At 52.7% G+C, this 21808-nt stretch carries 16 protein-coding genes; 15 read left to right on the forward strand and 1 reads right to left on the reverse strand.

Going from position 1 to position 21808, the window contains the following annotated elements; genetic code table 11:
- Window positions 1-221 precede the first annotated feature (221 nt).
- A complete protein-coding gene (locus tag RDM26_RS04120; RefSeq protein ID WP_307737753.1) occupies window positions 222-509 on the reverse strand; it encodes a hypothetical protein in 288 nt (95 codons plus the stop codon).
- Between the two features lie 188 nt (window positions 510-697).
- Between RDM26_RS04120 and RDM26_RS04125 the strand changes: the two genes are divergently transcribed.
- The 15 genes from RDM26_RS04125 to eno all read left to right on the forward strand — a co-directional run bounded on the left by RDM26_RS04125 (window position 698) and on the right by eno (window position 21432).
- On the forward strand, window positions 698-1966 hold the full coding sequence (locus tag RDM26_RS04125) for an MFS transporter (RefSeq protein ID WP_307737754.1): 1269 nt from the start codon (window positions 698-700) through the stop codon (window positions 1964-1966).
- Between the two features lie 13 nt (window positions 1967-1979).
- Window positions 1980-2273 carry an addiction module antidote protein gene (locus tag RDM26_RS04130; protein WP_307737755.1) on the forward strand — a complete coding sequence of 98 codons (294 nt, stop codon included), beginning with the start codon at window positions 1980-1982 and terminating at the stop codon, window positions 2271-2273.
- 171 nt (window positions 2274-2444) lie between these two features.
- Window positions 2445-5363, forward strand: coding sequence for a DNA methyltransferase (locus tag RDM26_RS04135; RefSeq protein WP_307737756.1), 2919 nt, complete (start codon window positions 2445-2447; stop codon window positions 5361-5363).
- A gap of 286 nt (window positions 5364-5649) precedes the next feature.
- Window positions 5650-5943 carry a type II toxin-antitoxin system RelB/DinJ family antitoxin gene (locus RDM26_RS04140; protein ID WP_374041815.1) on the forward strand — a complete coding sequence of 98 codons (294 nt, stop codon included), beginning with the start codon at window positions 5650-5652 and terminating at the stop codon, window positions 5941-5943.
- Complete coding sequence (locus RDM26_RS04145) at window positions 5943-6281, forward strand: type II toxin-antitoxin system RelE/ParE family toxin (RefSeq protein WP_307737758.1); 339 nt, start codon at window positions 5943-5945, stop codon at window positions 6279-6281. The genes RDM26_RS04140 and RDM26_RS04145 overlap by 1 nt, the downstream gene beginning before the upstream one ends.
- A 384-nt stretch (window positions 6282-6665) precedes the next feature.
- Window positions 6666-7559, forward strand: coding sequence for a DUF4862 family protein (locus RDM26_RS04150; RefSeq protein ID WP_307737759.1), 894 nt, complete (start codon window positions 6666-6668; stop codon window positions 7557-7559).
- 203 nt (window positions 7560-7762) lie between these two features.
- A complete protein-coding gene (gene lysA, locus RDM26_RS04155) occupies window positions 7763-9148 on the forward strand; it encodes a diaminopimelate decarboxylase (RefSeq protein ID WP_307737760.1) in 1386 nt (461 codons plus the stop codon).
- Between the two features lie 94 nt (window positions 9149-9242).
- Window positions 9243-10538, forward strand: a complete 1296-nt coding sequence (locus RDM26_RS04160) for a homoserine dehydrogenase (protein WP_307737761.1) — start codon at window positions 9243-9245, stop codon at window positions 10536-10538.
- A 4-nt stretch (window positions 10539-10542) separates the two neighbouring features.
- Entirely contained in the window at window positions 10543-11646 is a 1104-nt protein-coding gene (thrC, locus tag RDM26_RS04165; protein WP_307737762.1) for a threonine synthase, read from the forward strand.
- A 15-nt stretch (window positions 11647-11661) separates the two neighbouring features.
- Window positions 11662-12672, forward strand: coding sequence for a homoserine kinase (gene thrB, locus RDM26_RS04170; protein WP_307737763.1), 1011 nt, complete (start codon window positions 11662-11664; stop codon window positions 12670-12672).
- 232 nt (window positions 12673-12904) lie between these two features.
- Window positions 12905-14593: a transcription termination factor Rho gene (gene rho / locus RDM26_RS04175; RefSeq protein WP_307737764.1), complete on the forward strand. Its 1689-nt coding sequence runs from the start codon at window positions 12905-12907 to the stop codon at window positions 14591-14593.
- Window positions 14594-14789: 196 nt separating this feature from the next.
- Window positions 14790-15416 carry a hypothetical protein gene (locus tag RDM26_RS04180; protein WP_307737765.1) on the forward strand — a complete coding sequence of 209 codons (627 nt, stop codon included), beginning with the start codon at window positions 14790-14792 and terminating at the stop codon, window positions 15414-15416.
- A gap of 107 nt (window positions 15417-15523) precedes the next feature.
- Window positions 15524-19273 carry a transcription-repair coupling factor gene (gene mfd, locus RDM26_RS04185; RefSeq protein ID WP_307737766.1) on the forward strand — a complete coding sequence of 1250 codons (3750 nt, stop codon included), beginning with the start codon at window positions 15524-15526 and terminating at the stop codon, window positions 19271-19273.
- Window positions 19274-19332: 59 nt separating this feature from the next.
- Window positions 19333-20037, forward strand: a complete 705-nt coding sequence (locus RDM26_RS04190; RefSeq protein ID WP_307737767.1) for a hypothetical protein — start codon at window positions 19333-19335, stop codon at window positions 20035-20037.
- Window positions 20038-20151: 114 nt separating this feature from the next.
- A complete protein-coding gene (eno, locus tag RDM26_RS04195; RefSeq protein WP_307737768.1) occupies window positions 20152-21432 on the forward strand; it encodes a phosphopyruvate hydratase in 1281 nt (426 codons plus the stop codon).
- The last annotated feature ends 376 nt before the right edge of the window (window positions 21433-21808 follow it).

Below are 21808 nucleotides of genomic sequence, written 5' to 3' on the forward strand. Positions count from 1 at the left end.
TCAGACGTGTGCTCTTCCGATCTCTGGCGGGTGGAAAACTCTTGGGGCTGCGAAGATCGCGCCGACCAGGGATTCTATACTATGAATGATTCCTGGTTTGACGAATACGTGTTTGAAATCGCGGTTCACCGTGACCGTCTGCCTGAAGAATATCGCGCGATCCTCGATTCTGAGGAAGCACCGATAGTGTTACCCGCCTGGGATCCGATGGGTTCGCTCGCTTAAAGCCCGGTCGGCATAATAATCCCGCCGTAAGGAGCGAGGATAAACAGGGCTATGGACAGGGAAAACAGGGCAATACAGTCAATCCACCAGGAGCGTACCGCGCACCAGGCTTTGGGAGAACGGTCTAGCAGCCGGTAAACCCCTAAAGCTAGCAGCATCAGGGCGAAAACTCGGCAAGCAAATACGGGGTGTCCGATGTATCCCAGGGTGACGATGCAGATAATCCCGATTATCACTAATGCGGTGCACCCGCGTCTCCAAAGCCGATTATTCGACAACCCCATAACGGTAGTTTAACGGGCTTGGTGGGGTTTTGTGTTTACGCAGTGCTGCTACCCTATTCCCAGATATACGCATTTTTAGGGGGCGGTGGCCTGAGTAGGACGTGCCGGTAAAAATGAAGGGACGGAAGTAAGCATTTTCACCGCCTCTAAAATTAACTACTAACTGCTAAAACAGTAGGCTAGGGAATATGTTTAAGTCTTATCGGGAGATTTTTTCCTACCCTGGCGCTCTTAGATTTTCACTCGCTGGAGCGGTAGCGCGTTTCCCGATGGCGATGGCGGGGCTGTCCACCCTGCTAATGATTTCCACCCTCTACGGGGAATATTCACTGGCGGGACAGGTCAATGCTTTAGTGGTTATTGCGATGGCTGCGGCATCCCCAATTCAGGCTCGGCTAGTGGATCGTCACGGGCAAGCCAAAGTTTTACGCCCTTTGGTTGCGTGTTCCCTGGTTTTACTGTTGGCTTTGATGCTCTCGGCTCTTTTTCATGCTCCGCGCTGGACACTGTACCTATTTGCCCTGTTATCGGGGGCTACTACCGGCTCTTTCGGGGCATTTGTGAGGGCGCGCTGGACGCATTTGTTGGCGGGGTCGCGTAAGTTAAATACGGCTTATGCTTTCGAGGCTGCTGTTGATGAACTAATTTTTATTTTCGGTCCGATTATTGCCACGGTGTTAGCTACCGTGGTTCACCCCGCGGCTGGGATTGTGGCTTGTTTGCTTACTTCCGGTATTGGTGGTTTCTGGTTTTTATCGCAACGCGCTACTGAACCGGTGGTGACCGCTAAATCTGATTTAAGCGACCAGGAAGCTAAACCGTTGATGAAATCGGCAGCCATGGTGATTTTGGGGCTGATTTTTATGCTCTGCGGTTTTACTTTTGGTGGTCTGGATTTAACGGTGGTGGCATTTTGTCGCGAGCAAGGGGTAGCCCAGATTTCAGGGCTACTGCTGGCCATGTTTGGGGTGACTTCTTTTAGCTCTGCGGTGATTTATGGGGCTAAAGAGTGGGGTATTAGCGCCTTGCGCTTGTTCTTGGGGGGAATCACCTTAATGGCAATGGGTTTTTCTACTTTCTTTTTCGCCTCCAATCCCTGGATTTTAGGGTTGTGTTTAGCTTTAACCGGTGCGACTTATGCACCCACCATGACTAACGCCACCAATATTTTGTCTCAGGTGGTTCCTCCTGCTCGTTTCACCGAGGGGATGGCGTGGCTAAATACTTTCTTCACTTTAGGTGTTTCTGGTGGTGCGTGGCTTGGCGGTTCCGTCGTAGATGTGGCGGGCGCTCGCGGTGGGCTGTGGCTGGTGATTGCGGCAGCTTGGGCGATTCTTGCCGTGGTGTCGATTGGTTTTATTCCTTTGCGTAATTCGCTGCGCCGCGCCTACAAACGCCGTCTAGTGACGGTTGATTTGCACCTGACCGAGGAATCTTCCCCCTCAAAGAACAGGTAAGGCAGGAGCGGTAATGAGTAAGGTGACATTTTCAGCCTTTGATGCAAGTAGATATCTTGATAGTCAAGAAGCAATGAATGACTATCTGGCTATTGCACTAGAAGATGGGGACACAAAAACCGTGCAGGTTGTTTTACGTGATATCGCGCGAGCTCACGGTATGAGTCAGCTTGCTAAAGAAACTGAACTCAACCGTGAATCGCTCTACAAGTCTCTATCGAAAGATGGTAACCCGTCTTTCGCGGCTATTGCTAAGATAATGAAAGCTCTCGGACTCAAAATGACACTCGCGGAACAAAGAATCTAGATCTCTGCGAGGAAAATCTAGCTGCTGCGCCGCGCCTATAAATGTCTTTATAGAACCAGTGCGAAGGAAAAGTTGGCTATCAAACCGGGGGATTGCGGGTAGGCTGGCAAGGTAACCAAAGCGAGGTAGCGTGACTGGTGACAGTAACGTTAGGCAATAAAGGAAACCGTGGTGAGTGGAGTAGGTAGCAGGCGGCGCGCGGCGGAACTTTTCGTGCAACAATGGGCAGGTCACGGCTACGAAAAGGGCGAAACCCACAGTTTTTGGCTGTCCTTGCTGCAAGAGGTGTTGGGGATGCGCGAGGTTTCCACCAAGTGTCGTTTCGAGCAGCGCACGCGGGCGGGCGGATTTATTGACGTGGTGATTCCATCAGCGCGCACCATCGTGGAGCAAAAATCTTCCGGCGTGAACCTAGATCGGGGCGAGCTGCGCCAAGGTCAAATGGTTACCCCTTTTGAGCAGGCTAAACGCTATGCAGATGCGCTGCCGAATCGGCAACGCCCAGATTTTATTATTGTTTGCAACTTCGAGTGTTTCCGCCTTCATGACCTCAACAAGGATGACCCTGCCGGGGACTATATCGAGTTTTCGTTAACGGAACTGCCCGAACAGTCGTATCTGCTCGATTTTTTGATTGACCCGGCATATTCGCGCACGGAAAAGGAACGCCAAGTCTCAATCCGCGCCGGGCAGCTGATTGGCAAGCTACATCGCGGATTGTTGGAGCAATACCAAGACCCAGATTCTGCCTGGTCGCAGCACTGCCTAAATGTGCTGTGTGTGCGGCTAGTGTTCTGTCTTTTTGCCGAGGACGCGGGGCTATTTGGTAAGGACGCGCTGCTGCGTTACCTGCGGGGTTTTACCGCTTCCCAAACCCGGGGTGCGTTGCAACGTCTGTTCAAAGTGCTAGATACCCCACTTGAACAGCGAGATCCCTATCTGGAGGAAGAACTGGCGGTTTTCCCCTATGTGAATGGGGGACTGTTCCGTGATTCTGCTGCTGGCACTGGTGTTGCTACGGGATTTGGTGATGGAGAGGAGACGCTGGCAGGGGCTAGTGCCGGGGACGGGGCTACGGTTTTTCCGTCCTCGTTGGCGGGAGAGACCGGGCGAGCTTTAGAGATTCCGAACTTTACCGAGGATTTGTGTGACCTGCTGCTTAACGAGGTTTCGCAAGGAACTGACTGGTCACAGATTTCTCCCACTGTGTTTGGGGGCGTGTTTGAGTCGACTTTGAACCCGGAAACTCGCCGCAGCTCCGGAATGCACTACACCAGCCCGGAAAATATTCATCGGGTAATTGATCCGCTTTTCCTTGACGGCCTAAAGAATGAGCTAGAGGGGATTCTTTCTGATCCGGGGATTTCCGACAGGTCGCGGCGAGCGAAACTGCGTGCTTACCAAAATCGTTTAGCCAGTTTTACCTGGCTGGATAGCGCTTGCGGATCTGGAAACTTCCTGACCGAAACCTATATCGAGGTGCGGCGCCTGGAAAACCAGGTGATTGCGGAGCTAGAGCGGGGACAACAAGCTTGGGAATTCGAGCAAGAGGGCGCCGCGACTAACCAGATAAAAGTGAATTTGGGACAGTTCTACGGGATTGAAATCAATGATTTTGCGGTCGCGGTGGCGCGCACTGCGCTGTGGATTGCCGAGCTGCAGGCTAATGGGGAAACGGCGGCGATTTTGCAGCGGGAAGTAGCGGATTTACCACTGCAAGATGACTCCAATATTGTGCTGGCGAATGCGGTTCGCATGGACTGGCAGCAGCTGCTACCTGCCGAAAAGTGCTCGTTTTTAATTAGCAACCCGCCGTTTATTGGCTACTCGAACCACTCCCCAGAGCAAAAGCAAGATCGGGCGGACCTATTTGGTAAGCGGGGGGGGGTACTGGATTATGTAGCTTGCTGGTATCAGAAAGCTGCCGACTATATGCGCGGCACCCAGATTCGGGCGGCTTTCGTGTCTACCAACAGTATTTGCCAAGGCCAACAGGTTACCCCGCTTTGGCGACCGCTGTTTGAGGACGGGATTCGCATTAACTTTGCCCACCGCAGTTTCGTTTGGGGGAACGAAGCGGAGAATCAAGCCCATGTGCATGTGGTGATTATTGGATTTTCTTATCAGGATGAGCATCCGAAATATCTTTTTGAGCATCCTAAAGAGGGCGAGTCTCGCCACTACCAGGTGGAACATATTAACGGTTACTTGACTGCTGCCCCGGATGTGTTTGTGGACAAGCAGATGAAGCCACTTTCTGATGTGCCGTACATGGCAAAGGGCTTCCAGCCTACTGACGGACAAAATCTATTGCTTTCCGCCCAGCAGCGTGACGAGCTGCTCGCCAAAGAACCAGCAGCCGAAAAATGGATTCGCCCCTTCTCTATGGGAGCAGAATTTATAAAAGGTATCGACCGCTATTGCCTCTGGTTACCTCAGATTACCGGGGCGGAACTGAAAAAAGTGCCGGAAGTGCGCAAACGTATCGAGGCTTGCCGAGCCTGGCGTGAGCAGCAAATCCCGACAGGTGATGCCTATAAGCTGGCAGATCGTCCCCACCTGTTGCGTCCCTGCGGAAAATTCCGGGACGGAACTTATCTTGGGTTCCCGGTGGTTTCGTCTGAACGCCGCAAATATGTACCTATTGGGTTCGTTGATAACGGCATGATCCCTGGTAACAAGCTTTATTTTATTCCCACCGCTGATATTTACCATTTCGGTGTCCTCATTTCCCAGTTCCATAACGCCTGGATGCGGGTGGTTGCTGGCAGGTTGAAAAGCGATTATAACTACGGGAATACCACCGTCTATAACACTTTTATTTGGCCAGACTCTACCCCGCAGCAAAAGCGAGCAATCGAGGAGGCCGCCGCCCTCGTCCTCGAAAAGCGGAAAGCCTATGCCCCAGCTACCTTGGCGGAGCTGTATGACCCGGACAATGATTTCCTCTATCCGGAGCTGACCCGGGCGCACGCCCAGCTCGATCGGGCAGTAGAAGCCGCCTATGGAGTGGACTTTGCCGGTGACGAAACCAAAATCACCGCCCATCTGTTCACCCTCTACCAAGCCGCCACTGCCCTGACGGGGTAAATCACGAATCTGGCGGAGAAGCTAGTAGCTGCTGATAACCTTGGCTTGTAAGCAGCGCCTCCCGCAGCTGCCGCGGGCGGGATTTATATGTAAAGCTGCTTACATATCCTGAACAAGAATCGGTTGATGTGGAGTGCCTCAGAACCTGAGGACAGATAGTTGGTGCGCTGTTTCCATCTATGTGACTTTCCCTCTAGTGCTACTGAGAAAAAACCTGTATACATGTTGCAATATGCGACACGTCTGCTTATCTTGAATGCATAGGCAAGGGAGGAGAATGGCAGTAGTGAAAACCGCAAGTGTGAATGTTCGGATTCAGGAAAATGTGAAGGCGAAGGCCGAAGAAATCTTGGATGCTATGGGGGTTTCTCGGGCGACCGCGATCGATATGTTTTATCGGCAAATCATCATGCATAATGGGATTCCTTTTCCCGTAACTATCCCCAGTGAGCTTCCCTCTCGTGATGCTTTGGATGAAAGGCGATTTAACGCCCTCATGAGCAAAGGGTACTCCCAAGCGTTATCGGGAGACTCCTTCGATATGGATGAAGTATTCGACGAATTGGGCAAAAATCTTTAATGGAGCAGTATGTAATCCGCGTTACCGCCCAAGCGCGACAACACTTGAGGCTTATCAGGGACTATGTTGCTATAGATTTGAGGCAGCCTGAAATCGCGAAAAAACTATTGGAACTGTTGCAAAAAGAAATATCCACGCTGTCATACATGTCCTATAGGATGAAACTGATCGAAGAGAAGCCTTGGCGTGATATGGGTTTCCGTAAAATTCGGGTGAAAAATTATTACATTTACTTCTGGGTCAATGATGACACTAAGGAAGTCAATATTATTGCCGTAATTTATGTCAGACGCGACCAAGCCGAGCAGTTAGAATCGCATATTTGGCGAAGCTCGTGAGCTTGGCTATCTGCGCCAACTCTAACAAGACGCTAGTTCGCTCAAATATGTAAAGCAGTTTTACATATCGCGAAAACGTGTAAAAAAATCGCGATATTTTTTACACGTTCCCCAATTGGGGGCTTCAAGTTGCAACTACCCGGAATAGAATCGCAAAAATCAGTGTGAATGCAGCCACCGCTAGCTGCTCCGGGCGGATCTTATCTAGGTGCTGAAACTAAATAAGGTGCTAGCAAGATCGCTACTGCCTGTTTGCCCACCATCCATTTGAAGTGTGCGACACCACCGCTGTTGCTGTTCCTATGCTTGTCAACTAATATTTCATCTTGTCAGACAAATTTTATAGTTGGAAGCAAGGTAGCTTCCTTAAGAAAAGAGATAACTATGAGTCAGAAATTCATAGTCGGTGCATATGCCTCCATGCCGGATACAAATAAACAAGATGAGTACTATCGCTTACTTGGACAACTTGATTGGGTAAACGGAATTGAAATTCCTTATCCTGGTGATCTTGCCGATAATGCTACTTGGCTGGCAGAGCGACTGTGTCCTCAATGGGATTCGAACACAATCACCGCGATTCCCGGCACGATGCAGAATGTAGGAAAAAATCCTTTATTCGGTCTCGCCTGTGCGGATGAAGAAGGACGCGGCCTCGCTATTGCCCAGGCTAAGCAAATTTCCGAGGTAGCCAGAGAGCTTTCCGATTATTTAGGGCATGCCGCAGTGAGTAAGGTGCAAGTGCATTCCGCACCTACCCGTCTAGCAGATGCAAGCGCTTTTCGCACCTCCCTTGAAGAACTAAAAGAACTGGACTGGGGCGGAGCAACGATCGTGGTGGAGCACTGTGACCGTTTCATTAAGGAGCAGCCACCCGAAAAAGGTTTTTTATCGCTTAAGGAAGAAATCGAGATTTGCCGAACCCTGGGACTTAAAATTCACATTAACTGGGGTCGATCTGCCGTAGAAGGTAGAAGTGCCGCAACTCCTTACGAGCACATTCTAGAAGCCGGACAGTCTGGACTACTTGCGGGAGTATTTTTCTCAGGTGCCGGTTCTCAAGAATGTGCTTACGGGTATGCCTGGATTGATGGTCACCTTCCTTCACAACCGGATGAACCCAGCTCACTCATGAGTGAAGAAGAAATTTCTAGATGTTCAAAGGCTGCAATACGAGGGGGAGCGAAGTACCTAGGGGCAAAGATCTGTGTGCCTAAGGATGCACCTCTTGAACAGCGCATCCGTATGCTTAAAACGATTTACAACGCTACCCGATAAGAAGAGAGGCGCGACCGCCCCGGTTGCTGGAATTAGTGTTTGACCGGCAGTGGTGGAAGGGAGCGTACCACCAGCAAATAATATCGTCTCCATAGGGATTGTCTTTCTTAATGGACGGTTTTGAAAGAGTTGTCAGCTTGGCAATAATTTAGCGAATGTAACCGCGGTTGCCTACCAATCTGAATCCTTGAAAGGTTTTCCCGATGCTCACTTGCCCTGAACCTGCCGAAAATCCAGTGCTCTGGCCGTGGGGAACCCGGCGAGAAGAGGACGGACAGTTATCTTTTGCCGGACAAAAAGTAACTGACCTGGTGCAAAGTTTCGCCACCCCCTCCTACCTGTTTGACCTGGATGATTTCGCTGCCCGCGCGGAAACCATTTCCAGCGCAATGGCGGAAGAGTTCTGGGAAGGCTACGGATTTTCCGGTGCCAGCGTCTACTATGCGGGCAAGGCCTTCCTGTGTACCGCTTTAGGGGATGCCCTCACCAGGGCAGGTATGGGGATAGATACTGCCAGCCTGGGGGAACTTTCGGTCGCGCTCCATCCCGCGATGGGAGCTGACCCCCAGAAAATCGGGCTACACGGTAACAATAAATCCCTCGAATCTCTGCGCCTGGCACTGCGCCGCGGTATTGGGCGGATCATCGTAGATTCCCTGGGCGAAATCGACCTATTACAGTCTCTTTGCGAAAGCGAAAATACCACCGCTCCGGTGATGGTGCGGGTAACCACTGGGGTGCACGCCGGGGGACACAGCTTTATCGCCACCGCCCACGAGGATCAAAAATTCGGCCTCTCCCTGGCCTCAGGAGCCGCCCTCCAGGCAGTCAAAAAGATCATTGCTGCCCCAAATCTAAAGCTAGTGGGGCTGCATTCCCATATCGGCTCCCAAATCAAAGATTTAGAATCTTTCCAAGTAGCAGCCGACCGGCTGCTGGCTTTCCGCGCCCAAGTACAAAAACTAGGTGAGCCCGTCCCCGAAGTTGATTTAGGTGGGGGACTAGCGATTTCCTATCAGGGCGAGGACGTGCCCAGCGCCAGTGAATATGCGCGTTCCCTCGCAGCTTCGGTAAAGAAAGCCTGCGAGCAGGCAGGCACCGATATTCCCCATATTTCGATTGAACCGGGGCGCTGGCTAGCCGGTCCGGTATGCGTCAGCCTGTACCAGGTGGGAACCGTCAAGGATGTGCAGCTAGAAGACGGCTCTATCCGTAAATACGTGAGCGTAGACGGGGGTATGAGCGACAATATTCGCCCCGCCCTCTACGATGCCGGATATGTGGCGACCCTAGCTTCGCGCCTTTCTGATGCCCCCGCTGCTAGCTGCCGCATAGTGGGAATGCATTGTGAATCTGGCGATATTTTAGTTCCCGAAATCTCCCTGCCTGCGGATATTCACGCTGGCGATTTACTGGTAATTCCGGCCACTGGAGCCTATGGGCGGGCAATGGCCTCGAACTATAATCTGGTTCCCCGTCCCGGGGTAGTCGGGCTGAGCCGTAAAGCGGCTCCGCGCTATATAGTTGCCCGAGAAACCGTGGATGACCTACTGCGACTGGATACCGGAATTTCCGGTTTATCTCAGTGATAAATCTTCGCAGCGCTCGAACAGTAATAACCGTTAGAGTAGAAAGCCCCGGCGGGTAAAAAGTACTGCCGAAAGTGGTGAAAAGAGGGTGAATATGAAGCAAGCGGTGAAAATAGCAGTCCTCGGGTGCGGAACTGTGGGGGCGCAAGTAGTGCGTCTACTGCAAGAACGTGCCGCTGATTATCAGGCTAGGTGTGGAGCCAGCCTAGAGATTATCGGTATTTGTGTAAATAATCTGGCTGCCCCCCGCCCCGATTTTATTAGCCGCGACCTGCTCACCGACCAGGCGGAGCCCTTGATTGACCAGGCAGACCTGGTAATCGAGCTAATCGGGGGAATCGAGCCGGCGCGCACCTACATTACCCGCGCCCTCGAAGCTGGAAAATCCGTGGTAACCGGGAATAAAGCCCTCCTCGCCCAACACGGTCCGGAACTGTTTGACCTCTCCCGTGAGCGTGAAGCCGACCTTTACTATGAGGCCGCAGTTGCCGGAGCCATTCCCGTGGTTTACGGCCTGCGTGAGTCCTTAGCTGGCGACCGTGTCCAAGTGGTGCAAGGCATCGTTAATGGCACCACCAACTACATGCTTGACCAGATGGAAAAGAAAGGCTGGTCATTCGAGCAAGCGCTTACTACTGCCCAAGAACTCGGATACGCCGAAGCGGATCCGACCGCCGATATTGATGGGTTAGATGCCGCCGCCAAATGCGCCCTACTCGCGCAGCTAGCTTTCCACACCCGGGTTTCCCTAGATCAGGTAGCGGTGAAAGGGATTCGCAGTATTACCGCGGACGATATTGCCGACGCCAAAGAGTCGGGACGCACTATTAAACTGTTGGCGATTGCCCAGCTCGCGCAAGATGAACAAGGACGCGAATGCGTATCCTGCCGGGTAGAGCCGGTATTGGTGAAACCAGAAAATCCGCTCGCGAGCATTGCAGGAGCCTTCAACGCGATTGTGATTGATGCCGAGGCCGCGGGCAGACTAATGTTCTATGGTCAAGGTGCTGGCGGGGTACAGACCGCTTCCGCCGTGCTTTCCGATGTGGTGGCGGCCGCCTTCCACCTGGTATCCGGGGGGAGCGCCCCGCGTGAATCCGCGTATGCAGATTTGCCGCAAATGCCAGCCGAACAAGTCAGTTCCAAGTACAGTATCCGTCTGCAGGTCGAGGACGTAACCGGGGTATTAGCCGAGGTAGCAGGAATTTTTGCTCGTCGCGGGATTTCTATCGAACAGGTGCGCCAGCGCAGTGACGCTAAATCCGGGAAAGCGATTGTTTCTTTGTCAAGTGACTGGGCTAGTGCGGGAGACATAGACTTGACGGTGAAAGATTTGGAAGCCGCTGAGCCGGTGAACCAAGTAATTCAAGTAATCAGTATGGAGGGCTAGCAAGATGGCACATCTGTGGCAGGGAATAATCAACGAATATCGCGATTGGCTCCCCATAAGCGACGAAGAAGAAATCGTCACCTTGCAAGAGGGCGGCACTCCGCTGGTTTATTCCGATGATTTATCGGACGAGGTGAGGGCACGGGTATTTATCAAGGTCGAGGGGATGAACCCTACCGGCTCTTTTAAAGATCGCGGTATGACCATGGCGATGACTAAGGTGCTCTCTAGTGGGCAAAAAATGGTGGCTTGTGCTTCTACCGGCAATACTTCGGCTTCTGCCGCTGCCTATTCGGCAAAGGCTGGCTTGGAATGCGCGGTAATCCTGCCTGCTGGGAAGATTGCTGCCGGCAAACTTGCCCAAGCAATTGTGCATGGTGCGCGGTTAGTGGCAGTAGATGGAAATTTTGACCAATGCCTGACTATTACCCGCCAGCTCACCGAATCCTATCCGGTAGCTCTAGTAAACTCGATTAACCCCTACCGCCTGCAAGGACAAAAAACTGCGGCCTTTGAAATCGTTGATTTCTTGGGGGATGCGCCTGATATTCATGTTCTTCCGGTGGGAAATGCCGGAAACATTTCCGCCTACTGGATGGGATATAACGAATATGCTGGTCGGCGCACCGACGCCTCCTTGGAAAAAGAAACTAAACTCGGGGAGGCGCGCGCCAGTAAAGTTCCGCAAATGTGGGGTATCCAGGCTAAAGGGGCTGCGCCTTTCGTTGCTGGACATCCGATTGACAACCCGGAAACCGTGGCGACCGCCATCCGAATCGGCAACCCGGCTTCCTGGGATTATGCATCGGCAGCGCGGGACGATTCTGACGGTTTTATTACTGCGGTCAGCGATGAAGATATTTTAGCTGCCCAGGCACGGTTAGCAGCCGATACTGGTATTTTTGTGGAACCAGCTTCCGCGGCCTCGGTTGCGGGACTGCTGTGGGCTGCTGGCGCAGGTAAAGTACCCGAGGATGCGACTATTGTGTGTACAGTTACCGGTAACGGTTTGAAAGATACTGCGACTGCTCTGGGCGATCGCGATATTAACCCGCAGGTAATCGCGCCCACCCTGGAGGCCGCCCTCACCGCCCTCGACTTGAAGTAACAGGAACCAAGCAAGATGCGGATTGTTAAGGACGAGGCGGAAGTAAAAGTTCCTGCTACCTCGGCTAATCTGGGGCCCGGATATGACTGTATGGGACTAGCGCTTTCCCTGCACGATCGAGTACGTTTTCGGGCTACCGTTGGAAAAACCCAGGTGCACGTACGGGGTCAAGGCAAAGACAAACTGCCGGAGGACGACAAACACCTGGTAGTACGGGCTATCCGTCTCGGCCTTGATGCGGTAGGAGCATCCCAAGTGGGGATTAGTCTTTGGCAAGAAAATCAGATTCCCCAATCGCGGGGTCTGGGATCTTCGGCATCCGCGATCGTGAGCGGGTTGGCCATTGTCCGGGCGATTATTTCCGATCCGGAAGTGCTCGATAACGAAACGATGCTGCGAATCGCTACCTACCTGGAGGGACATCCCGATAACTTGGCACCGGCGATTTATGGGGGAATCACCCTGGCGGGAATCCACGGCACTTCCAGTGAGGAAGCTGCCACCACCAAGGAACTGACTTCACCTTTCCTTGAAATGGGGCAACACGGCCAGGATGATCAGGATGAAGAAACGGATCTGCTTGCCTTGAACCCGGAGTTTCCGAGAACGTGGGCAGTGAAAATCAAAAATCAATATGACCTCTGCCCCACAGTGTTTATCCCGGATTTCGAATTGGATACTTCCCAGGCGCGCTCGCTACTGCCCGAACAGGTGCCTCACGCTGATGCTGCCCGCAATGTGGCGAACGTGGCACTTTTGGTGACTGCCTTGCAAGGTCATCCCGAACTATTGATGGCCGCCACCACAGACTATTTGCATCAAAATTATCGCAGAGCCGCTATGCCGGCCTCTTTAGACTTAATGTATTGGTTACGGGCACAACAATTGCCGGCAATTGTCTCCGGGGCAGGTCCGTGTGTATTGGCATTGGCAAACGTGGGTGATCAGGTCAAAGCTAAGGCGGAGAAAGTGGGTTGGAAGGTTCGTACCTTAGAGTTGGATACTCGCGGAGTACGAGAGCTTTAAGGCTCTTGCGGCAGTTTAAGGTATTCGTCTTAGTTAGGCCATGGCCAGGTTCACTAAACGCAAAGTTTCCTGCCGGCCGAAAATCCTGGTAAGCTAAACTCACGAAGGCAAAAGCACCTAGCGGGTTTACCGCCAGGGACGCTCAGTTCCGGCCTTCAAAATCGAGGCCTATTTTTCTCGATTCTTAAAATCCAGGCGCATCAGCGTCAACCTATATTCAAAAGGAAAGTTTGTGAGCACAAACGCGAATGCTAACGATCTGCGCACTATGAAGCTGGATGAGCTAAAGGCTCTAGCTGCAAAAATGCAGCTGCGGGGGATCTCCCGATTGCGGAAGAACGAGTTGATCGAAATGATTAGTCAGGCTCGCTCCGCCCAACCTGCCAGTGATGCCGCGCAAGAGAGCGCGAAAGCTACTGCCGATCAAAATGGCTCGTCTCAACGCAAAGCGGATACGCGCAGACACAACAGACAACATCAGGCAGCGGTTCGCGAAGGATCCGATGCTAAAAAAGATGCGAAGGAGCAGCTAAAACAGGATTTAGCCGAACGCGCTGGCAAGAAAGATCTCCGCAATAAGACCAAGAAAAATAAGGGAGAGACCCCGCATTCGGTCGATGAGATTGCCTTGCCTAGTGCAGAAGATGAAGATCGCGGGGAAGGACGCGGTCGGGGACGGCGTAATCGCCGGCGGGATCGGAATCGCCGCCGCGATGACAACTGGAATGATAATCGCGGTCGGGGTAAAAACGACCATCATGACGAGGAACCCTCCGAAGAAAACGAGGAAGAGCTCTTGCCGATCGCCGGGGTATTGGATGTGCAAAGCAACCATGCTTTCGTCCGCACTTCGGGTTATATAGCTGGACCCAATGATGTTTATGTCACCCTCGGTCAGGTGCGCCGTTGGGGATTGCGTTCCGGCGATGCGGTGCAGGGCGCGGTGCGTCCTCCCAAAGAGGGCGAAAACAACCGACGGCAAAAATACAATGCCCTGGTACGTTTGGACGCTGTCAACGGGATGAGTATCGAGGACGCGCGGGCGCGCACCCAGTTCAAGGATTTGGTGCCGCTGTATCCGAATGAGCAGCTGCGCCTAGAGAACAATCCCAAGAATCCCACCCAGCGGATTATTGACCTGATTGCCCCGATTGGTAAGGGGCAGCGCGGGTTGATTGTTTCTCCACCTAAAGCCGGTAAAACTATTATTTTGCAGCAGATCGCCAATGCGATCACCACGAACAATCCGGAATGTCACCTGATGGTGGTACTGGTAGATGAACGGCCCGAAGAGGTTACCGATATGCAGCGTACGGTAAAGGGAGAGGTTATTGCTTCGACCTTTGACCGTCCCGCCTCTGATCATGCCTCGGTAGCCGAATTAGCGATTGAACGGGCTAAACGCCTGGTAGAGCTAGGTCAAGATGTGGTGGTACTGCTGGATTCAATTACTCGCTTGGGACGTGCCTACAACTTGTCAGCCCCGGCTTCGGGACGAATCTTGTCCGGTGGTGTGGACGCTTCCGCGCTTTACCCGCCCAAGAAGTTCTTTGGGGCGGCGCGTAACGTCGAAAACGGGGGTTCGCTGACTATTTTGGCGACTGCCCTGGTGGAAACTAACTCCAAGATGGACGAAGTTATTTTCGAAGAGTTCAAAGGCACCGGCAATATGGAGCTGCGCCTGTCGCGGCAGTTGGCTGATAAACGCCTATTCCCCGCGGTCGATGTGAACGCCTCGGGTACTCGCCGCGAAGAACTGCTGCTTAACAAGGAAGAACTGCAGGTCACGTGGAAGCTACGGCGGATGCTCAGCGCCCTGGAACCCCAGCAGGCTACCGAGTTTGTACTTTCTAAACTGAAGAACACTAACTCTAATGCCGAGTTCTTGATGATGATCGCTAAGATGAGCAGCCAGGTTTAATCGGAAACAGCGATTTTATATCTGATAGCAAAGCGTGGTGCCCCGCCGTTTCCCGGCGGGGCACCACGCTTTCTGCACAATCTGTGGTAAGGGCTACGAATGTAACGATTTGGTAGCGAAATGATTGCATATTGGTTTAGACTGATTTTCGCCTGGTAAACCGGGCAGGTTATTTTGTCGACTGAATGGGAAAATCGTGGGACGTCATAGCCAAGGAAAGAAACCATTCCGCCATCTACTCTGGCAGGCGGGGTTAGCCACTGCAGTAATCGCAGCAGCAGTCGGTACCTCGGGAGCAGTCGCTCTGCATTCTGCTTCCCTTCCCGCCGGGCAACCCCAACCCGAAATGACGGCGCAAACCATTTCCAAAACCAACCCGGTTGCTCAAGCAGGCGGGGAATACGGTTTAGAAAAAGTTAGCGCTAAAGTCTTAGACGAATCCCCCACAACCGATCCCGATACTGCGCTAAACAGCGAGAACTCGCAACCTGGCGCAAATTCGCAACCAGCTTCGCAGGCAAGTACCGGTGGGGCTAGTGCTTCCAGCGCACAATACTCCCTGGCAGCTTTACGTAGAGCAGGTGTAGTGCACTGGAGCGGATACAAGTTCACCTACTACTCCCAAAAAGTCTTACCCGGTGGGGGACTGCGGATTCCAGGTCGCCACGTGAACGCTAACGGATATGTAGCTGACGCCGACGGCTATATTGTGCTCGCCAATGATGCCCCGAAAGGCACCGTTATTAACACTCCCTTTGGTGGGCCGGGAAAGGTCTATGACCGCGGCACCCGGGGTAACCATTTCGACGTTTACACCCGTTAGATAGCGGCTAGTTATTTACAGGCGAGGGTGCACCCTCGCAAAACAGCGGTTACCGCAATCGTTCAGTGAAAGTGAACTAGACGGCTCACTCCTCTAGGATAGACACGATGAGTTTGCAAGCCGTAGTAGAAAAAGTAGCTAGTGAGCCGGCAGCTAAAAAGTTCTTTTCCCAGCCCCATAGCGTCCAGTCTCTATACTGTCCTGCAGGGGTAAGGCCACCGCTCGCAGCAGCAGCGGCGCAAACCGAGGTAAGTAGCGGAACCTTTTCGCCACTACCTTTCTCATCAGTAAATACGAAGAAAGCTGCGCAGGCTGAGGCGACTCAGGAAAAGCGGCGCGGTCTGATCCTCTACGTAACTGCTTCGGGCAGAGCCGCCGAACAGGTAGAGGCGGAATTGTCCGGATACCTGCCTCGAGTTTCCCGGTACCCCTCCTGGGAAACCCTGCCACACGAACGGCTGTCTCCCCGTGCCGACACTATGGCGCAGCGAATCGCCGCCTTGCGCCGCCTGACTCATCCGGAAACCAGTGGTCCTGGGCAGGCTATTTCTATTTTGGTAGCTCCCATTAGGGCATTATTGCAGCCGGTAGTTGCCGGTCTAACCGAGATTGAGCCCCTAAAAATTCTAGAGGGCGAAGATTATCCTCTGGACAAGCTGGCTAGCCGCCTCCTAGACCTGGGATACGAGAAAACCGATTTGGTGTCCACGCGGGGACAATTCGCGGTGCGAGGAGGAATTGTTGATGTATTTGTTCCCGGGGAATCCCACCCCCAGCGCTTAGATTTCTTTGGCGACACCCTAGAGGAAGTAAGCTATTTCTCCCTCTCAGACCAGCGCAGCCTGGAAAAAAGCCCTGCCGGGGTGTGGGCACCGGCCTGCCGGGAATTGCTATTAACCGACCAGGTGAAGCAGCGCGCTAGGGAGCTGCAACCGTCCCTGCCAGGCGTGGCCGATATGCTAGAACTGATCAGCCAGGGGATCGCAGTCCAGGGGATGGAATCTTTAGCCCCGGTGTTGGCTCCCGGGCTGCAAAGCGTGGTTTCCTTACTACCTGAAGATACCACTATCGTGATTGACGAACCAGGGAAAGTAGCTCGCCGCGCCGCAGATTTGCTGGCCACTTCCCACGAATTTGAGCAGGCTGCTTGGCAAGCGGCCGCTGGAGGCGGAAAAATTCCGATACAGGCTGCCCGCGCCCTCCAGAGTCTCAATGATTTTAATCAAGAGGCTCTCGATAAAGGTCTTGGCTGGTGGGAACTCACCGGTCTACCCAGTGCAGATATTTTGGCTGCCGAAAACGAGGAAGAGCCAGCTGAGACCGGAAAGCTCACGGAAGAGCTCAGCGGGGGCGAAGAAGAAAATGGGCTCAGCGAAACTACCCGACCCACCTATGTTTACAACGGTCAAACTAGCATGGGCGCGAGGGCGACCAAAGGCTATCGCGGACAGATTGACCAGGCAGTTAAAGAATTAGGACAGTATCTAAACGCCGGTTGGCAGGTGATTGTCTCCTGTTCAGGACGCGGCTTGGCCAGCCGATTCGCCGCTAATCTTTCCGAGGCAGGCCTGCCTGCCCGGGCAGCAGCCACCCTAGCTACGTCCTCGGATATAGAAAAGGGAAGCGTACTGGTTACCGCCGGTAAAATCGCCGCTGGTTTCACCCTAAAAGCCTCACACCTGCTGGTATTGGCAGAGGCTGACTTGACTGGCCGTTCTCCACGCCTGGCGCAAGCTCCCCGGAAGCTGGCTAGTCGGCGGGGGAAAACCATTGTTGATCCCCTTTCGCTAAAACCCGGGGACTACGTGGTGCACTCCCAACATGGGGTGGGACGCTTCGTGCAGATGACCAAGCGCACTATTGGTAAAGGTCAAGACGCTGTTACCCGCGAATATCTCGTGTTGGAGTATGCTCCTTCGCGGCGGGGTCAAGCTGGTGACCGGCTCTATGTCCCCACTGACTCTTTGGATTTGGTTTCCCGCTATGCCGGCTCGGATACCCCGCAGCTAAACAAAATGGGGGGAGCGGATTGGGCGAAAACCAAGAACCGTGCCCGTAAAGCCACCCGGGAAATCGCGGCAGAACTTATTCGGCTATACGCTGCCCGTCAGGCCACCAAAGGACACGCTTTCGGTCCCGATACTCCCTGGCAAAAGGAACTCGAGGATGCATTTGAGTATCAGGAAACTCCTGATCAGCTCGCCACCATTGATGAAGTCAAGGCGGATATGGAAAAACCGGCTCCTATGGATCGCCTGCTCAGTGGAGATGTAGGGTTCGGGAAAACCGAAGTGGCGGTGCGCGCTGCCTTCAAAGCTATCCAAGAGGGATTTCAGGTTGCCTTGTTAGTGCCGACCACGCTGCTAGTAAAACAACATTTTGAAACTTTTAGTGATCGTTTCGCGCCCTTCCCGGTAAAAATCGGGCAGCTATCGCGTTTTTCTACCCCTGCCCAGGCGCGAGAACTCAAAGACCAGTTACGCGGCGGCGAAATCGATTTGGTGATCGGAACCCATAGTTTGATTACTGGGGAAGTAGGGTTTAAAAATCTGGGACTAGTGATTATTGACGAAGAGCAGCGTTTCGGGGTGGAACACAAAGAAACTTTGAAAGCCCTGCGCACCAATGTGGATGTGCTCTCTATGTCGGCCACCCCGATTCCGCGCACCCTAGAAATGGCAGTGACCGGGATTCGGGAACTATCGACCCTTTCGACTCCGCCCGAAGAACGCCACCCGGTGCTCACTTTTGTTGGTGCTTACCAGGACAAACAGGTAAAGGCAGCGATTCGACGGGAACTGCTGCGTGACGGACAGGTTTTTTATGTTCATAACCGGGTAGAATCGATCGATCGGGTAGCGGCGCATCTGGCGGAACTGGTTCCGGAAGCCAGGATCGCGGTGGCGCACGGCAAAATGCATGAAAAGCAACTGGAACAAGTAATGGTTGATTTCTGGAACCACCAGGCTGATGTGCTAGTTTGCACCACGATTGTAGAAACCGGGCTAGATATTTCCAACGCTAATACCTTGATTGTTTCCGGCGCGCATCGAATGGGGCTGTCCCAACTACACCAATTACGAGGACGAGTAGGGCGCGGGCGGGAACGCGCTTACGCCTATTTCTTCTACCCGGGCGATAAACCGCTAACCGAAACTGCGCATGAACGCTTACAAACGATCGCCGCAAATACCGATTTAGGGGCAGGCACGGCAGTTGCGCAAAAAGATTTGGAGATTCGTGGAGCCGGAAACCTGCTGGGTGGCCAACAGTCGGGTCATATCGCCGGGGTTGGTTTTGATCTGTATATCCGGATGGTGTCCGAGGCAGTGCGCGGTTTTAAGGAGGGCGAGGAAACGCAAGACGATGAAAGTGAAGTGCGGATTGAACTGCCGATTGATGCCCATATTCCGCCTGAATATATGGATTCGGAGCGGCTGCGCCTAGAGATGTATCAAAAGCTATCGAGTGTGCGGGAAGAAGAACAACTGGAAGCGGTGCGGGAAGAAATGACTGACCGTTACGGAGTGCCACCCGCAAATGTACAGCTACTGTTTACGGTGGCGAAGCTACGGATGGCTGCACGTGCCCTAGGGATTAAGGAAATTGTGGCACAAGGGCGTTTTGTACGTTTTGCCCCGATTAGCTTGGCGGATTCACAAATGCTGCGGATAAAGCGGCTGCATCCGGGAACGGTGATTAAGCCGGCGGTACGCCAAATCTTGGTGCCCGCCCCTAAGGGAGAAAAATTGGGGCAAAACGCGCTTCACGATGAACCGTTAGCGCAGTGGGTGGCACAGTTATTACAGAATGTGCTTACCCCCTTTGGAAAAAATAATTCTAATGCACAAGAATAGAGCTGTCCGTGCCCTCTTGATAAGCTAACCCTAGCTATTAGCTTCAGAAAGACAGTCTTATGAATAACAAAGTTCTTCGAGTTATTGGTATTTGCGCCGGAACCGCCCTGTTCGGGATGGGTCTTAGCGGATGTTCCAACGCTGAAACCGCGAAAGATAGTTTTCCGGTCGAACAGGTGGCAGCTGAGATTAATGCGGCCACTCCCACTGACGAACAGCGCGTATCCTATATGCAACAGATGCGTTCACAGGTACAAAAACAGTTGGGAACTGAAGTGTATCCGCAAGCTGTTTGGGATTCCCTAGAGCGTGGAGAGATACCGTCGCAATACCTTGCCTCTTGGGCTTCCGCGATGAAGGTCGCCAGGGAAGAACTGCGTAACCAGCCGGGATATACCGATGCGGATATTAATAAGTGGCTGGCTGCCGGAGCTGAAGCAGCAGGCATTAAGGATGCAGACTTTTCTACAGATACCCTAGATTTCTGGCGGCTACAAAAGTTGTCTAATGATCAGCAACAGGGGAAGTTATCGACGGATTTAGCGAAGCGAATTCAGCCGAAACTGTTGGCGGCGCAAAAACAGGGTGATGAGCAGGCTGCGGGATTGAAAATTAACGCCCTATTAACTCAGGTATTGTCGAATACCACCGGGATACAAGTGCTAGAACCTGATCTGGGTTCCGGAGTGAAACTGCAAAATTTTGCCAAAGTGGAGCAAGCGCTGCAAAGGCAAATGCCGCAAGACTCGCAGCCGCTTAAGTAAACAGTTTTTCTTTCCGTCTGCGCCTAAAGATAGGGACTTTTGCAACCTGCTGACGTCCTTTACTTCCAGTAGACTGTAGGTAAGTGATCAATAAAATCTATAAGGAGCGTGACCGTGTCACTAATCGTTGCTATTAATGCCCGTGAAATTCTTGATTCTCGGGGAAATCCCACCGTTGAGGTGGAAGTATTGTTGGATTCGGGTGCTTCTGCCCGTGCTTCCGTTCCTTCCGGGGCTTCTACCGGCGCTTTTGAGGCCGTGGAACGTCGGGATGGCGACAAAGGTCGTTACCTGGGTAAAGGCGTTCAGGATGCGGTTAATGCAGTAATGGATGACATTGCCCCAGAGCTAATCGGTGAAGATGCTTTTGATCAGCGCGCTATCGACCAGATGATGATGGATTTGGATGGCACTGCTAACAAAGGCAAATTGGGTGCTAATGCTATTTTGGGTGTTTCTTTGGCTGTTGCTCATGCCGCCGCCGAGGAAGCAGGGGTGTCCCTCTTCAAGTACCTGGGTGGCCCTAATGCCCATGTGCTGCCGGTTCCGATGATGAACATTTTGAACGGTGGTTCTCACGCTGACTCCAATGTGGATATTCAAGAGTTCATGATTGCCCCTATTGGTGCTGGCTCTTTCGCGGAAGCTCTCCGTATGGGCGCCGAGGTCTACCACACTTTGAAGGGCGTTATTAAAGATCGTGGTCTATCGACTGGTTTGGGTGACGAGGGCGGTTTCGCCCCCAACCTGGACTCCAATGCGGAAGCTCTCGACCTGATTTGTGAGGCGATCAAGAAAGCCGGATACGAGCCGGGTAAAGATGTGGCTTTGGCTCTGGACGTGGCTTCTTCCGAGTTCTTCAAAGATGGCAAGTACCTGTTCGAGGGCGAGCCTCGCGACACGGATTACATGGTGAAGTATTACGACGAACTAGTCGCCAAGTACCCGATTGTTTCTATCGAGGATCCGCTATCGGAGGACGAATGGGATGCTTGGAAAGCTTTGACCGAGCATATCGGGGACAAGGTTCAGCTGGTTGGCGATGACCTGTTCGTAACCAACCCGGAGCGTCTGGCTCGCGGCATTAAAGAGGGAGTAGCTAACGCTCTGCTGGTTAAGGTTAACCAGATTGGCAGCCTGACTGAAACCCTACAGGCGGTTGAGGATGCTCACCGTGCCGGTTACAAGTCCATGACTTCTCACCGCAGCGGCGAGACCGAAGACGTAACTATCGCTGACCTAGCGGTAGCCACTAACTCTGGTCAGATTAAGACTGGTGCTCCGGCACGTAGCGAGCGGGTAGCGAAGTACAATCAGCTACTCCGTATCGAGGACGAGCTGGGCGACGCCGCTGTATATGCTGGGCGGAACGCATTCCCGCGTTTTAAAGCCTAGTTTGCAATGCCTATACAGCTGATAGGCGATTAGCTTAAAAAATCCGGGGTGGGTCGAAAGATATTTCTTTCGACCCACCCCCTTTTTTGTTTTTAAGCAGTAAGCGCAGATAAATCTGTTCGTTTTATTCGAGTATTAGCCCTTTATTCACGCGATGCACGTTCGCGCGAACGTGTTGTCGGGTTTCTTTGAGATAATCCCGGGTTTCCAGCTAAGCCAACTGAACCAAATCAGAAGTTAAATACCTCCATTCTTTCGGGTAAAAAGTATTGATAGCATTGTGGGGTAATCATGCGCTTTTGGGGTTTACCCCAAAAGTGAGGTTAGAGTTAGACAAGTAATAAGCAAGGAAGCCGAAGACCAACTAACTCGCTGA

This window comes from uncultured Varibaculum sp. (assembly GCF_902489465.1).
In the GTDB taxonomy this organism is placed as follows: domain Bacteria; phylum Actinomycetota; class Actinomycetes; order Actinomycetales; family Actinomycetaceae; genus Varibaculum.